Source organism: Micromonospora sp. NPDC049204 (assembly GCF_040647935.1).
GTDB lineage: Bacteria > Actinomycetota > Actinomycetes > Mycobacteriales > Micromonosporaceae > Micromonospora.
This window is the reverse complement of the sequence record NZ_JBEZDC010000015.1, coordinates 112,413-127,288: the sequence shown is the minus strand read 5'-3', so window position 1 is coordinate 127,288 and position 14,876 is coordinate 112,413. Positions and strand designations below refer to the sequence as shown.

Below are 14,876 nucleotides of genomic sequence, written 5' to 3'. Positions count from 1 at the left end.
TCACGCCTCCAGATCCGGCAGGGAGATGCTCGGTAGCACGCCGGCCGCCGCGGCGATCGCGGCGGGCGTCGTGTCGAGGTGGTCCAGCAGCCCTTCGACGTAGGAGACGTCGACGCGGACCTTCTGCACGCGGCCGTCGACGTCGCGCATCACGAACTCGCGGAAGCCGAGCCGGGTGGACGAGCTGGTGTCGGCGGCGGAGAGCGAGGCGAGGGTGGCTTCGTACCCGTCGTTGACCGGCACCCGTAGTAGGCGCAGCGCTTCGGAGGCGATCTCGGCGTCTTCGGCGATCCGGCCGACGAAGACGGTGGAGACCAGGTTCTGCACGTCGAGGCCGAGGATGTCGCGCGGGTTCTGCGAGGCGACCAGGGCTGCGAGGTTCCACTTGCGGGAGTCCCGGGCGAGCCGGACCAGGAACGAACGCCCGGACCGCCAACCCTCCATGAAGTGCGCCTCGTCGAGGCCGACGAGCTTGCGGGACGACATCGATCCGCCGTAGCAGCGGCGGACGGCGAGCCGGTGCGCGGTGTGCAGCATCGGCAGGGCCAGCGCCTCCTCGGCGGACCAGTACTCCCGTTCGATCTTGAGGTCGGGCAACCGCAGCCCGGCCATGGTGATCACGGTGAGTGCGGCGTCGGCACCGAGCAGCCCTTCCGGTGGCCGGCCGAAGAAGAGCATCGCCAGCGGCATCTCGGCGGTGTCCAGCAGGAGGTTGGCCAGCTCCTTGCCGGCGTCGTCGTCCAGACGGCCGAGGCAGCTCACCACGTCGTCCAGGGTGGACGTCTCCTCGGCGGGGACCTGCCGGACCGCGTGCCGGAACAGGGTGGCGGTCGACGCCTCCCGGGCCACCTGCGGCGGAACGAGCATCATGCAGATGTCCTGGACGAGCATCCGTCGCTCGGCCCGGGCGTTGGAGACCGCGATCTCGAACTCCCGGTCGCCAGCCGCGCCGGCAGCGAACTCGCTGCGCAGTGGGGTGGGAATGAGTGAGTAGGGCGCCAGGGTGCCGTGCTCCGAGCCGGTCAGGTTCAACACCCGGGAGTACGGGCGCAGCTCGGGCATCGCGCAGAGGCGGGCCAGCGGCCCGGACGGGTCGAGCAGGGTCACCTGGACACCTCGGCGCGCGGCCAGGTAGCCCAGCGCGCCGAGCAGTGTCGACTTGCCACCGCCCGGTTCGGCGACGAAGACCGCCAGCCCGGAGCGTTCCCGGACCTCCATGGGGAAGTGCAGGTCGAGGAAGACCGGCCGGCGGCAGGTGCCGGCGGTCCGCCCGATCAGGTCGCCCCGCCGGTCGCCCACGTTCGAGGCGGCCTGGGGGAGCGCGGCGGCGAGCAGCGGCACCGGCATGCGGCGGACGTAGCCGGTGTTGGCGATCGGCTCGCCGGGGATGAACTCGCGGGCCAGCCAGTCCTGGTTCTTCGGGTGTTGCAGGGAGATGCGCAGCTCGCGGGAGTAGAGCTGGATGAGCCGGCGGGCGCGTTCCAGGCATTCCTCCCTGGTCCGGCCGCCGACGGCGATCCGGTGCCAGCCGTGCGCGCGGGCCGAGTCGACCGGCAGGCCGGTGGTCATCTCGTCGCCGATCACCAGCGCGCGCTTGGCCAGTCGCTCCAGCTCCGGGGGTGCGTCGATGCCGTGCTCGGCGTAGTCGAGCTGCTGCGAGCGGATCATCCGCAGCCGGTGTTCGAGATTGCGGAAGGAGTCACCGGAGCCGAGGATGTCGACGCGGGTGGAGATCTCCATCGGCCACGGCAGCCGCTCGTGGAAGTGCAGCCAGGGCTCGTGCCGCTCGGGGATCTCCAGTGGCTCCATCCGGCCGACGGCGAGTACGGCGACGTGTCGTTCCTCGCCGGTCATCCGGTTGACGAGTTTCACCGTCGAGCCGTACGGGGTGCGGTAGCGCTCCACCTGTTCGGTGAGGGCGAGCAGGTCTCCGCGTTCCCAGCGCCCGTCGGTGACCGGGGAGAGGGTGCCGGGCGGGGACATGCACAGCGCCACCGAGCGGTAGAGCAGCCACTCCAACTCCTGGGCGGTGACCCGCCGGCCGCGCATGCCGAACGCGCCGAGCACCTCGTCGAACTGCTCCACGGTGCGGCCCAGCTTGCGGCGTTCGCCCTCCGCGGTGCCCCGGCCGAAGGTGCGCAGCACCCGCTCGGTGAGCGAGTCGCCGAGGGAGCGGCGGGCGAAGGTGACGCCCAGATAGGTCTGCCCCTCGGCGTGGTTGACGGCCATCAGGTGCCGCTGGGCGGCGACCAGGTGATCGGCCCAACCGGTGGTGCCGGCCACGTCGGCGAGCGGCGCGGGGGTGTGTGCGTCGATGGTGCGCGCCCACTCGTCGGCGGGGAACGGCCGGGTGGTGCGGCGCAGGTGCAGCCGGAAGCCCGCCAGGCCGGCGTACTGCTCGGAGATGGCTGACAACAGCGCTTCGCGTTCGGCGTCCGGCCGGAATGCCCAGCGGACCTCGGGCAGCCAGTACCAGGCGGTCACGGTGTTGGGGGTGAAGGTCAGGTGACCGGCGATCTCGGTGATGGCCAGCTCGACCGACGGGTCCCGATCGCCGAATTTGATCTTCGGGGCGCGGACCCGGGTCGGTTTGGTCGGTCGGTCCGGTCGGCTCGCGGCACGCTGTCGGGACGGGGCGATCTCCCGGCCGGTCGGCTCGGTGCCCGTGTCCTCGGGCCGATGATCAGGGTCGGCGGCGCGATGCGGCGCGCGCTCCAGCGCCGGCCGTTCCGTGGGGCCGCTGTTGGCCGGCTGTTCGACCGGGGCCGTCGGAGCTGCCGGTCGGCCTGCCGGCGTCGCTGGGCGACGCTGCGGGGTGGCCGTCGGACGGCGTCCCGGCGTGGTGCCTGTGGGTCCGCTGACGGGACCGGTGCCTGCCGGTGGTGTGGTGGGAGTCCGGTTGGGCTCACCCGATGGGCGGAGCATCGGCAGCCGATCGCCGGCCTGGTGCGGCACCCGGGACTCGCTGGCCGGGTGGCCACCGCCGTGGCGTGGCTCGATGGGCCGGGGGCCGCCGTGGGCCTGGTCGTCGGGCGTCCATGGTGGTTCCAGCTCGGGAACCGGACGGGCCGGCGCCGCGCCGACCTGCGGCGGCGCCTTCGGTGGGATCGCCTGCTGCTCCTGGGTGCTCGGACCGGCCGAAACGGCTCGCGCGGCACCGGGCCGTGCCCCACCGAAGAGGTCCAGGAAGGGGGAGTCGATGTCGGCGTTCTCGCCCGCCGACACCGCGCTCGGCTCGGCGGGTGGCGTCCGGCGGGGGATCGGCCGGGGCGCCTGGAACACGCCCACCGCACCGTGACCGGGCGACGTCACCAGCGCAGGATCGAGCGCTACCTCGTCCTCGTCTTCGGCGTAGTCGAATGATTGCGCACGGTGACCGGCCGGCACGGCCGGGTGGCCGGCCGGAGAGCCCGGCGTGGACGAGCGACTCATGCGACCGCCTTCGGGAAGGGCAGCAGGCTCCCACCCGCGTCGTGGAACGAACCGATCGACGTACGCCCGGTCATGCCAGCTCCTCCCGGATCCTGATCCGGCTGCCGACCAGGCGCGGGTCGCGCTGCTCGATCGCCGGCTCCCGGGTGCGTCGCCAGTCGGTCAGCGCGGTGCGGATGACCACCCGCGCCGGCCGATCGGGGTCGACGTGCCGGAAGATGAACGACGTGGTCACGATGGCGAGCGCGATCTCCCAGGCCGGAAAGAGCTCGACCGTGAACGTGAACAGCCAGTGGATGAACATGTAGAGGGGGACCAGCAGCATGAAGAGCCCGTACTGGGCGTAGGGCAGGTGGACCGGAAGGGTGTAACCGGGCGGCCCGAGGTAGACCAGGCGGGCCCGGTAGATGTCGTCGTCGGTGCGCAGCCGCATCTGGTAACGCGCCTATTCGAAGATCAGGTCGATCAGGTAATCGCCGACGAAGAAGAGTGTTGCCGCGCCCGCGATGAAGGCGAGCCCGACGATTGCGATCGCGGAGCTGGTCAGCACCTTGGAGATCTCGCCTCGGCTGGCTCGGCCGATGAAGATGACGCCCAGGACGGCGAGCAGGATCGGCGCGATCTTGCTGGCGAAGAAGGTGACCACACTGTTCGTGTCGATCCCCTTCGGTGCCGGCTCCGCGAGCGGAGTCGACGCCAGGGTGGAGAGCGCGTGGGCGACGCCGGACGACGCCGTCTCCATGAGCTCGAAGGCGATCACTGGAACCTCCCCATAGCGCGGCCGGCGGTGCCGCGGCGGTGCGATAGGCAAGCCGGACGGGAAATCTGCCTCGCAGGGCATGGCGTTCTTGACCCTGCGTTCGTTACTCACCACGGAGGGTGGCGAGGTTTGGGCGGATTTTCCCCGCTTCGGCCCTCCCTCCAAGCTTCGCCATCTCGATGCTGGCCAATTCCAAAGCGTACGGCCCGCCCCGGATTGCGACAAGCCGCGAAGGGACGGCCTGATACTGCCCGGATGACCGATCGTACACCTGTTCTAACGAGCACGTCAGGGGTGGTCGGTTGAGCTGACCCGGGTCGGTTGGCGCCGCTACCGCGCCCGGTACCGTCTAGTCGTGACCGATCTGGTGCGGGCCTCGGGCCCCGTGGTGATGGGCGTCCTCAACGTCACGCCGGACTCCTTCTCCGACGGCGGACGGTACGCCGACCTCGACTCGGCCGTCGGACACGGCGTCCGTCTGCGCGACGCCGGTGCGGACCTGATCGACATCGGCGGCGAGTCGACCCGGCCGGGCGCTGAACGGATCGATGCCGCCACCGAGGCCGCCCGGGTGTTGCCGGTCATCCGCGAACTGACGGCCGCGGGCGTGGCCGTCAGCATCGACACCAGTCGCGCCCGGGTGGCGGAGGCCGCCCTGTCGGCCGGGGCGGCGGTGGTCAACGACGTCTCCGGCGGGCTGGCCGACCCGGACATGGCCCGCGTGGTTCGCGACGCGCGCTGCCCCTGGGTGTTGATGCACTGGCGTGGCCACTCCCGCGCGATGCGCGAACTGGCCAGCTACGGCGACGTCGTGGCCGACGTCCGGGCCGAGCTGGCCCAACGGATCGACGCGGCGCTGGCCGCCGGGGTGGCCGCCGACCGCCTCATCGTCGATCCCGGGCTCGGCTTCGCCAAGACGGCCGCGCACAACTGGGAACTCAGCGCCCGTCTGCCGGAGCTGCTGGATCTCGGCTGTCCGCTGCTCTTCGGTGCCAGCCGCAAGTCGTACCTCGGCAGGTTGCTCGCCGCCTCGGACGGCACCCCACGACCGACCGCCGAGCGGGAAGCGGCCACGGTGGCGACCAGCCTGCTGGCGGTCGCCGCGGGCGCCTGGGGCGTTCGCGTGCACGACGTGCGGGCCACGGTCGACGCCCTGGCCGTCTGGGTCGCGACCGGCAGACCGCGCCTGGCCGGCGCGCACCACGACAACAGGCAGGAGGTACGGCGATGACGACGGACCGGATCCACCTGACCGGCCTGCGGGCACACGGCCGGCACGGGGTGTACGACTTCGAACGTGAACAGGGGCAGGACTTCGTTGTCGACGCCGTCCTGGAGCTGGACCTCGGCCCCGCCGCCGCCAGCGACGACGTCACCGACACCGTCCACTACGGCGAGTTGGCCGAACGCCTGGTCGCGGTGGTGACCGGCGAGCCCGTGAACCTGATCGAGACCCTCGCCGATCGACTCCTCACGGTCTGCCTGACCGACGAGCGGGTGCGCACCGCCACCATCACCGTTCACAAACCGGAGGCTCCGGTGCCGCACACCTTCACCGACGTGGCCGTCACCATGACCCGGACGCGGGACCGATGACCAGGGCCGTACTGTCGCTCGGCAGCAACCTGGGCGACCGCCTGGAGCACCTGCGCACCGCCGTCGCCACGTTCGGCGACGCCGTCCTCGTGCTCTCCGGGGTGTACGAGACTCCACCGTGGGGCGACACCGACCAGCCCGCGTACCTCAATGCGGTGTTGCTCGCCCAGGACGCGAGCGCGACCCCCCGCGACTGGCTGGAGCGGGCTCACGACGCGGAGCGGGCGGCCGGCCGGGTCCGTGACCCGCGGCGGCGGTTCGGGCCGCGCACCCTCGACGTGGACGTGATCGCGGTCTGGGGCGACGACGACGAGCCGGTGTTCAGCGACGAGGAGGAGCTGACCCTGCCGCACCCCCGGGCGCACCTGCGGGCCTTCGTGTTGCGGCCGTGGATCGACATCCAGCCGTACGGTCGGCTGCCCGGCCACGGCTGGTTGACCGACCTGCTCACCACCGGGCCCGCGGCGGACGACGCGCTGGAACTGCGTCCCCGGCCGGAGTTGGCGTTAGAGTCGACGGCATGACCGAGCGGAGCCGGCCGGCATGACCCAGGCGAAGTCCCCACCACCGGGCGGGTCCGACCCGGACCGCTCCCGAATGGGTCCCACCCGGATTTCGACACTGGTCGTGGCCGCGCTGGCCGCGGCGGCGGTGGCCTGGCTGCTGATCAGCAGCCTCTACTACAGCGGCGTTCCCCGGTTGCCCTGGCTGCCGGTGGTGACGCTGGCCGGGCTCGCCGTGCTCGAGGGGTACGCCGCGATCAACACCCGGGGCCGGATCGAACGCAAGCCCGGCCGGGACGCGGTCGATCCACTGCTGGTCGCCCGCCTCGTCGTGCTGGCCAAGGCGTCGGCGCTGGCCGGGGCCATCTTCGCCGGCTTCTACGCGGGGCTCACCGGTTGGCTGTTCCTGGAGACCACCCGCGCGGCCCTGGACGACCGACCGGCCGCGGGCGGGGGTCTGCTCGCCTCGCTGGCCCTGGTCGGCGCCGCGCTGTGGCTCGAGCGCTCCTGCCGGGTGCCGGAACGCCCGGACGACGAACACGAGCAGGACCCACGGGAGAGTCGCCCCGGCCAGCGCTGAGCAGGGGGTTACGCCCGGCTCCGAGCGCGGGTACGGTGCCTGCGATCGGAGAGCAAGGGCCGCCCAGGGTCCCGTCCGCGCGCCGGACCGGGGACGGCCGGCCACTGGGAGGCGGCGTGATGGGTTACGAAGAAGCGGGCCGGGACCGCTCGGCCGAGCCCTCGTCCGGGGTGCCGGCCGCCGTTCTGGAGAACGTCTTCGACGACCCCACCCACGGTGAGCCCGGCCGGGATCGGATCGGCGTTCAGGTGGGCTGGGAGCTTGTGCTGCTGGCCGCGGTGGCGGCGGTGGGCTGGCTGCTCTGGCAGGAGGACCAGACCGCCCTGCGCGCCGACAACCTGCGCACGCTGCTTGTCGATGCCGTCGGGTTGGGGCTGCTCGTCCTGGCCGCCGGGCTGAGCCTGCGGACGGCGGCACCGAACCTGGCCATCGGGCCGGTCGCGGTCGCCACCGCCCTGCACTACGCCGAGCAGGGTGATCGGGGCCTGCCCGCGTCGGTCGGCCCGGCCGTGGCGGTCGCCGCGCTGGGCGGGCTCGCGCTGGCGCTGGCCGTGGTGGTGCTGCACGTGCCGGGCTGGGCTGCCAGCCTGGCCGGCGCCGCCGGGGTGGTGGTGTTCATCGAACGCCGTTCCGCGCCCGTGCTGGTGCAGGGCGACTACGACCCGGGGCGCAGCGCCGGATACCTGTTCGCCGGCTTCGCGGCGGTGGCCGCCCTCGGCGGGTTGTTCGGCGCGATCCGGGCGATCCGCCGGCTGGTCGGCAGGTACCGGCCGATCGCCGACCCGGCTCGACGGCGGGGCGCGGTGGCTGCCGTGGTCACCGCGGTCGCGCTGGTCTGCTCCACCGTGCTGGCCGCCCTCGCCGGTGTCCTGGTCGCCGCCAACCATTCCGGGCCGGTCGCGGAGCCCAGGTCGGTCGCACCCACCTCGGGGCTGGACTGGACGGTCCTGGCGATCGGGGTGGCCCTGCTCGCCGGCACCAGCGCGTACGGGCGGCGCGGCGGTGTGTTCGGCACCCTGCTGGCGGTCAGCCTGGTCACCGTCTTCCAGGCGTACGCGCCGGAGCGTGGTTGGACGCTGAGCACCTGGGCGGTGGGTGGCGCCGCTCTCGGCGTCGGGTTGCTGGTCACCCGGCTGGTCGAGACGTTCGGTCGGCCCCGACCGGGCAACACCGAACCACCCGAACCGGTCACCGACGGCACGATCAGCACCGGTTGGACCATGCCGCAGTCACAGTCGGTGGACAACTGGCCGCCGACGCTGCCGACGCCGGCCGCGCCGCAACCGGTCGACCCGTGGCGGGATCCGCGCTGGGAGGACAGCCCGCCTCGGTGGGACGCCGACGAGCGGTGATCACTGTGGCGTCCGCCGAGCCGGAGCTGATCTCGACCGTTAGGCTCGGCGACATGACCGACACACCTGCCGCCACCCCCGGCGGAACCTCGTTCGCCGAGCTTGACGCGCTGTCCACCGAGGAGTTGCGGGAGCGGGCGTTCGCCCTGGCCCGGGAGCGTCGCGACGTCAAGTTCTACTGGTCGGTGCTGCGGCGCCTGCCGAACGCGGACGAGGCCACGGTGCTGGACGGTGCACCGAACTCGATCGGCCCGACCATCGACGAGGCCAACGCGCTGTGGCGGGAGCTGACCGGTCACGGTTACGAGGAGTCCGCGCCGCTGCTGCGGGCCGCGTTCATCGACTACCTGATGAAGCACTGAACCGCTCGGGGCAGCCCAGGTCCGCTCGAACGACCGGTTCGGGACCTGGGCGGATGGCGTCGATCTTCCACCGCTCCGGTCCGGTCAGCCGCTACGGCACGGCCGCCGGCACCGGCGCGCTCGCCGTGTTGTTGCTGGTCGGGATCTGTGGCAGTCCGGCGTACACCCGTTGGGCCGCAACCCAGACCGACCCGGAGTCGGCCGGCGCCTTCTATCTGCGCCTGCTCGCGTGGCCGGCCTGGCGGCTCGACGCGGACGGGCAGGCCGGGGGCCTTTTCGCCGCCGACCTGCGGGCCGTGCTGCTGGTGGTCCTCGCGGTCGCCCTGCTCTACCTGTTGCCCGCCGCTCAGGTGGCCCGGGTGCCCGGCTCGGTCAGCCAGTTCCTCTCCGGCTGGGCCGCCTACGTGCTCGCCGGTGGGCTCGCCGCCGTGCTGGCGGCCCTGCTCAGCCCGGATCCGTCGCTGCTGGGTGCCCTACAGGACGCCAGCACCGGCGCCGGCTACGGCTTCCTCACCGGATGGATCATCGGCACCGCCAGCCTCGGCGGTCGCGCCTGACCTGGCCCCGCGGTCGCGCCTGACCTGGCCCGACGCGGTCGTTTGGGGCGGCCGGGACCGGGCCGCCGACGGCGGCAGCCCGGTCGCCGTCCGGTCACTTCGCCGGTCGGCCCAGGTCGAGCAGGCGGTGTCGGCTGAGCGCACCCACCGGGCGGCCGGCGTCGGTCACCACGAGCTGGTCCCGTCCCGAGGTGAGCAGCACCGCCAGCGCGTCGTAGGCGGTGCCGTCCAGTGCCACCGTGGGCAGGTCCGCGGCGGCGTCACCGGGTACGGGCTCCAGCGACTCCCGGTCGAGCGGGGTCACCGCCAGCCGGCGGATGCCCCGGTCGGCTCCGACGAACTCGCGGACGAACGGCGTGGCGGGTGCGCCGAGCAGGGCGGCCGGTGTGTCGTACTGCTCCAGGTGCCCGCCCTCGGAGAGCACCGCGATCCGGTCGCCGAGCCGGACCGCCTCGTCGAGGTCGTGGGTGACGAGGACCGTCGTCTTGCGGACCTCGGCCTGAAGGCGCAGGAACTCCTCCTGCAGGCGGGTACGGACGATCGGGTCGACGGCCGAGAACGGTTCGTCCATCAGCAGCACCACCGGGTCGGCGGCGAGCGCGCGGGCCACCCCGACCCGTTGCCGCTGGCCACCGGAGAGCTCGTGCGGGTAGCGGCCACCGAACTGGGCCGGGTCCAGGCCGACCAGGTCGAGCAACTCGTCGACCCGGTCCCGGGTCTGGCGCTTGGGCCACCGGAGCAGGCCCGGCACGGTGGCCACGTTGGCGCGGACCGTCTGGTGTGGAAAGAGGCCGACGTTCTGGATCACGTAACCGATGCGGCGGCGCAGCCGGACCGGGTCGACGTCGGTGACGTCCTCGTCGCCGAGCGTGATCCGGCCGGCGGTCGGCTCGATCAGGCGGTTGATCATGCGCAGTACCGTCGACTTGCCGCAGCCGGACGGGCCGATCAGCACCACCAGCTCGCCGGCCCGGACGTCCAGGCTGAGCTCCCGGACGGCCTCGGTGCCGTTCGGGTAGCGCTTCTGGATGCCCTGTAGGGAGATCGACGCCGCGCGAGGGGATCGGGCCGCGTCGGCAGCCTTCGGGGTAACGTCCACGTATGTCCTTCCGCCTGAGCTACCGGGCCGACCCGGGTAACCCCTGGTTCTCCTGGCAGTACGTGCGGGACAACTCTGACACGATCCTCGCCGCCGTGCGCGAACACGCCTCCCTCACCGGGCGGGCGGTGCTGCTCGCGGTGTTGATCGCGCTGCCGTTGTCCGTGTTGGCGTACTGGTTCCGGCCGCTCGCCGGTCCGATCCTGGCCGTCAGTGGGATCGTCTACACCATCCCGTCATTGGCGCTCTTCGCGTTCGTCGCGCCCTACCTGGGCACCGGGACCACCACCGTACTGGTCGGGCTGGTGCTCTACGCGCTGCTGCTGATCGTGCGCAACGTGGTGGCCGGCCTCAACCAGGTGCCCCCGGAGGTCGGTGAGGCCGCCGAGGGGATGGGGTACGGCCGCTGGGGCCGACTGTTCCGGATCGACCTGCCGCTGGCGCTCCCGGGCATCGTGACCGGGGTAAGGCTGGCTACCGTCTCGACGGTGGCGTTGGTCACAGTCGGCGTACTCGTCGGGCATGGCGGCCTCGGTCAGTTGATCTTCGCGGGCTTCCAGAACAACCTCTACAAGGCCGAGATCATGACCGCCGCGCTGCTCTGCGTGGCCCTCGCGCTCGTGCTCGACCTCCTGCTCGTCCTGGTCGCCCGGCTGGTGACCCCCTGGTCCGCCCGGAGGGCACGGTGACCGTCGCGGCAAACCCGATCGGCCAGGCGATCACCTGGATCAACGACCCACTCAACTGGACCAACCCCGGCGGGATGCTGGACCGGCTCGGTGAGCACCTGACGATCTCGGCCCTGGCGGTGGCCCTCGGCTGCCTGGTGGCCTGGCCGCTGGGGCTCTGGCTGGGGCACCTCGGCCGGGGCGGTGGCCTGGTGGTGCTGGTGTCCAACGCCACCCTGGCCATCCCCACCCTGGCGCTGCTCACCATCCTGCCGGTGGCCTTCGCCAGCGGCTTCGGGCGGACGCCGGTCGTGGTGGCGCTCGCCGTCTTCGCCGTGCCGCCGCTGCTGGCCAACGCGTACACCGGGGTCCGGCAGGTGGATGCGGAGGCCCGCGACGCGGCCCGGGGGATGGGCCTGTCCGGCGGGCAGTTGCTGCGCCGCGTCGAGTTGCCGCTCGCGGTGCCCTACCTGGCCGCCGGCTTCCGGACCGCCGCGGTCCAGGTGATCGCGACCGCCGCGCTTGCGTCATTCGTCAACGGCGGCGGCCTGGGCCAGATCATCCGGACCGGCTTCGGCATCGGTATCGCCGCCGGCGGCGGCCAGATCGTCGCCGGTGGTGTGCTGGTGGCCGGGCTCGCGCTGCTGGCCGAGGTGGTCCTCGGCGGTGTCGAACGCCTGGTAACCCCCCGTCCGCTGCGCCGCGGACGACAGCGACTGGGTCGGCCCCGAGCCGCGGACGCCACCGGGCGCGCCTGACCCGTCCGGGTGAGCCCCGCGTCAGGTCGGCCACCGAAGCTGGTCGGATCGGTGACGATGAGGTGACGAAGTCCATCCCAGGTTGTCGGTCGGTTGCGGAGCATGTTGGGTGGACATTCGCGGGCGACCGACAGTCAGGATCGCCCGTCGGACACGCGGCCGGCCCGGGACGGGCCGCGCCGGGACACGGAAGGCGGGCACATGCGCGCACGTACACGTCTGGCGATCGGCGCGATCGGCGCCGTCGCCGGGGCAGCTCTTCTCACCGGCTGCGGTGACGCCGGCTCGTCCGGCACCGACGCACCCCAGTCGAGCGCCTCCGGCGCCGGATGCGCTCCGGTCGCCGGCAAGCAGCTCATCGCTCTGCAGGATGACAAGAAGCTCCAGAACTCCGACAACGTCATCCCGGCGGTCAACAGCAAGGCGGCCAATCCGCAGCTGATCGCCGCACTGGACAAGGTCTCCGCCGTACTCGACACCCCGAAGCTGGTCCAGCTCAACAAGGCGGTCAACGAGGACCGCAAGACCGCCAAGGTGGCGGCCGAGGAGTTCGCCAGCGCCAACAACGTCACCGCGGGCATCGCCAAGGGGCCGGGCGGCGACATCGTGGTGGGGGCCGCCAACTTCGCCGAGAGTCAGATCCTGGGTGAGCTGTACCGGATCGCGCTCACGGCCGCCGGATACCAGGTCAAGGTGCAGCAGATCGGCAACCGCGAGCTGTACGAGCCGGCACTGGAAAAGGGTGAGATCCAGGTCGTCCCGGAGTACGCGGCGACCATGGCCGAGTTCCTCAACACCAAGGCCAAGGGCGGCACTCCGCCGCCGATCTCCTCGCCCGACATCAACACCACGGTGACCGCGCTCAAGGCCGAGGGCGACAAGGTGGGCATCACCTTCGGCACCCCGGCCGCCGCCCAGGACCAGAACGCCTTCGCCGTCACCCAGGAGTTCGCCGACAAGTACGGCGTGCGGACCCTGTCCGAGTTCGCCGCCAAGTGCTCCGGCAGTGCGACCGTGCTGGGTGGCCCGCCGGAGTGCGAACAGCGGGCCTTCTGCAAGCCGGGTCTGGAGAAGACGTACGGGCTGAAGGTCGGCTCGTTCTCCTCGCTGGACCAGGGTGGACCGCTCACCAAGAGCGGTCTGCGGGACGGCACGATCAGCGTGGGCCTGATCTTCTCCTCGGACGGCGCCTTCGCCACCAGCTGAGCCCTCGCCGGGCGTGCTGAGGACGCCCCCGCCTTGACCGGGCGGGGGCGTCCGCGCGTACCGGGACCCCGTTCCCTCCGATGAGGCTCGTCGGTAGGCTGCACATCCATGCCAGCCCCGGCCACCTCCGACGCCCGGCGTCGACCATCGCTGCTGACCGTGCTCTTCTGGGCGGGCGTCGCTCTCGCGCCGGTGGCGGCGCTGATCCTGCTGGTCGCCGACGGTAACGGCCCGCTGCGCTTCGCCGCCGTGCTCGCCATCGTCGCGGTGGTGCTGATCGGCCTCTCCATCGCGCTGCGGCCCGACGGTGAGGGCGCGCGAGCCGACGAACTGCTGGATGAGATCGAGGAGCTTCGCCGGGAGCTGCGGACCGAGATCGCCGCCGCCACGCAGCGCGGTAGCCAGGCGCTCGACCAGGCGCACCGGGCGCAGGAGGGGATCGCCACGATCCGTCGCCGGCTGGACGCCAGCGGTGCCGCTCTCGCCGGCGCCGCCCCCGTCGGTGCCGCTGCCCCCGTCGGTGCCGCCGCCGCCCCCGTCGCGGAGCCGCCAGGCCCCGGCCGGGCGCGGGTGCCGAGTGTCGAGCCGCCGGTGGACAACGCGGCGGTGGCCCGTAGCCGCGTCCAGGCACCGGGTGACGCACCGCCGGGCCGGGCCCGGGTGTCCGGAGCGGACGACGCGTCCCGGTGGAGCCGTCCCGGGCGCCCGGACGACGACGAGCCCGCCTACCCACGGGAGGCCGCGGAGCCACGCGCAGCCGCGAGGACGTACGGCGCAGCGCGCCCAGCCGACCCCGGGCACGGGTCGGCCCGTCCCCGGGAGCACGACCGCCCCGAGCCGGCGCACCGGCCGGTCGGCGTGGTCCGGCACACCGAAACCGTGCACGTCACCACAAGGCACACGGTGGTGGACGGCGGGCCGGCCGAGCCGGCCGGGCGCTACGACGGCGAGTACCCGGGCCGGTGGACCCCACCGGCGCAGGCGTGGACCCGGGGCGGTGGAGCGGACGAGCAGGCCCGCGCGGCCGGCCGACCGAGGGGCGAGGCGGCGGAGCGCCCCCGAGGCCGGTACGACGACGACCGACGCCCCGACGACGACCGTGCCCGCCCCGGCGACGACCGCGCGTGGGGGCCGCAGCGCCCGACCGGTGGGGAGCCCGAGTGGAGTGGCGCGCGGGAGGCGTCGGGTCGACGCGCCGACCGACACGGTCCCGACGGCAACGAGCCGGGCTGGGCGGGTCACCGCGACGAGCCGGAGTGGACCGATCCGCGCGACAGGTACGCCCAGCCCGACGAGCCCGGCCCGGCCGCCAGGGCGCACCACGCGCCGGAGGGGCCGACCTCGGACTCCTGGGACAACCCGGACGATCGCGGCTGGTCGGACCAGCGCGATCGGGCGGCTGCGGCCGCACCTGAGCCCGGGCCGCCGCTGCGGGCCGACGACACGGGCGAGTACTGGTCACAGCTGCGGGCCGGTGACCGGTGGGCCGCCGTCCGCGACGACGAGAACGGCCGCGAGCTGCGGGTCGGCGAACGCCGGGCCGAGGTACGCGCCGACGCCACCGGCACCGAGTACCGGGTGGCCGACCGCTGGGCCGAGGTCCGCCACGAGGAACCCCGCCAGCACGAGCAGCCGCGCCGCCCCGAGCAGCCGCGCCACCCGGAGGAGTCGCGCCGCCCGGAGCAGCCGCGTCGCTACGACGAGCCGCGCCGCCCGGAGCAGCCGCGTCAGCAGGACGAGCCGCGCCGCTACGGGGCGCCGCGTCGGAGCGAGGAGCGCGAGTCGTACCACCGGGCCGAGCCGGCGGACCGGCCGGCGCTGCCGGTGGGCGGCGTTCCCGTGCCGGACGAGTGGCGCCCGCCGCGCCAGCGCGGTCACCAGGCCGAACCCGCGCCGGAGCGGACCGGCCGGCGGCGAGTCGACGAGCGCTACGGCTACCCGCCGCAGGACGACGCGCCGCGTGCCGGTGGCGCGCCACCCGGCGACCGCTGGCGCTGAACGCT

15 protein-coding genes are annotated in these 14,876 nt (G+C 73.2%); 11 read left to right on the top strand and 4 right to left on the bottom strand.

The window, feature by feature from the left end; genetic code table 11:
• From AB0A90_RS25755 to AB0A90_RS25745, 3 genes are all read right to left on the bottom strand, one after another.
• Nucleotides 1–3,432 carry an ATP-binding protein gene (locus AB0A90_RS25755; protein ID WP_357252874.1) on the bottom strand — a complete coding sequence of 1,144 codons (3,432 nt, stop codon included), beginning with the start codon at nt 3,430–3,432 and terminating at the stop codon, nt 1–3.
• Nucleotides 3,433–3,502: 70 nt separating this feature from the next.
• Nucleotides 3,503–3,865: a hypothetical protein gene (locus AB0A90_RS25750; RefSeq protein WP_357252872.1), complete on the bottom strand. Its 363-nt coding sequence runs from the start codon at nt 3,863–3,865 to the stop codon at nt 3,503–3,505.
• A 12-nt stretch (nt 3,866–3,877) separates the two neighbouring features.
• A complete protein-coding gene (locus tag AB0A90_RS25745; RefSeq protein ID WP_074315118.1) occupies nt 3,878–4,192 on the bottom strand; it encodes a hypothetical protein in 315 nt (104 codons plus the stop codon).
• Between the two features lie 355 nt (nt 4,193–4,547).
• Between AB0A90_RS25745 and folP the strand changes: the two genes are divergently transcribed.
• The 7 genes from folP (at nt 4,548) to AB0A90_RS25710 (ending at nt 9,142) form a co-directional block, all read left to right on the top strand.
• The gene (gene folP, locus AB0A90_RS25740; protein ID WP_357252869.1) at nt 4,548–5,423 is read left to right on the top strand and encodes a dihydropteroate synthase; all 876 of its coding nucleotides are present in this window, start codon (nt 4,548–4,550) and stop codon (nt 5,421–5,423) included.
• Nucleotides 5,420–5,788, top strand: a complete 369-nt coding sequence (gene folB, locus AB0A90_RS25735) for a dihydroneopterin aldolase (RefSeq protein WP_357252866.1) — start codon at nt 5,420–5,422, stop codon at nt 5,786–5,788. Before folP ends, folB begins: the two co-directional genes overlap by 4 nt.
• Complete coding sequence (gene folK / locus AB0A90_RS25730; protein ID WP_357252863.1) at nt 5,785–6,312, top strand: 2-amino-4-hydroxy-6-hydroxymethyldihydropteridine diphosphokinase; 528 nt, start codon at nt 5,785–5,787, stop codon at nt 6,310–6,312. Before folB ends, folK begins: the two co-directional genes overlap by 4 nt.
• A 19-nt stretch (nt 6,313–6,331) precedes the next feature.
• Nucleotides 6,332–6,871: a DUF3180 domain-containing protein gene (locus AB0A90_RS25725; protein ID WP_357252861.1), complete on the top strand. Its 540-nt coding sequence runs from the start codon at nt 6,332–6,334 to the stop codon at nt 6,869–6,871.
• Between the two features lie 119 nt (nt 6,872–6,990).
• Nucleotides 6,991–8,223, top strand: a complete 1,233-nt coding sequence (locus AB0A90_RS25720; protein WP_357252858.1) for an ABC transporter permease — start codon at nt 6,991–6,993, stop codon at nt 8,221–8,223.
• Between the two features lie 53 nt (nt 8,224–8,276).
• Entirely contained in the window at nt 8,277–8,585 is a 309-nt protein-coding gene (locus AB0A90_RS25715) for a hypothetical protein (RefSeq protein WP_357252855.1), read from the top strand.
• Between the two features lie 53 nt (nt 8,586–8,638).
• Complete coding sequence (locus tag AB0A90_RS25710) at nt 8,639–9,142, top strand: hypothetical protein (RefSeq protein WP_357252851.1); 504 nt, start codon at nt 8,639–8,641, stop codon at nt 9,140–9,142.
• Nucleotides 9,143–9,236: 94 nt separating this feature from the next.
• Here the strand turns inward: AB0A90_RS25710 and AB0A90_RS25705 are convergent, their stop codons facing one another.
• Nucleotides 9,237–10,241: an ATP-binding cassette domain-containing protein gene (locus AB0A90_RS25705; protein WP_357252848.1), complete on the bottom strand. Its 1,005-nt coding sequence runs from the start codon at nt 10,239–10,241 to the stop codon at nt 9,237–9,239.
• A 2-nt stretch (nt 10,242–10,243) separates the two neighbouring features.
• On the opposite strand from AB0A90_RS25705, the gene AB0A90_RS25700 reads away from it, so the two are divergent.
• From AB0A90_RS25700 to AB0A90_RS25685, 4 genes are all read left to right on the top strand, one after another.
• Nucleotides 10,244–10,930 (top strand): ABC transporter permease, encoded by a 687-nt coding sequence (locus AB0A90_RS25700; RefSeq protein ID WP_357252846.1) that lies wholly within the window; start codon nt 10,244–10,246, stop codon nt 10,928–10,930.
• Entirely contained in the window at nt 10,927–11,667 is a 741-nt protein-coding gene (locus AB0A90_RS25695; protein ID WP_357252843.1) for an ABC transporter permease, read from the top strand. The genes AB0A90_RS25700 and AB0A90_RS25695 overlap by 4 nt, the downstream gene beginning before the upstream one ends.
• 201 nt (nt 11,668–11,868) lie before the next feature.
• Complete coding sequence (locus AB0A90_RS25690) at nt 11,869–12,873, top strand: glycine betaine ABC transporter substrate-binding protein (RefSeq protein ID WP_357252840.1); 1,005 nt, start codon at nt 11,869–11,871, stop codon at nt 12,871–12,873.
• A gap of 108 nt (nt 12,874–12,981) precedes the next feature.
• The gene (locus AB0A90_RS25685) at nt 12,982–14,871 is read left to right on the top strand and encodes a hypothetical protein (RefSeq protein ID WP_357252837.1); all 1,890 of its coding nucleotides are present in this window, start codon (nt 12,982–12,984) and stop codon (nt 14,869–14,871) included.
• Nucleotides 14,872–14,876: the final 5 nt, after the last annotated feature.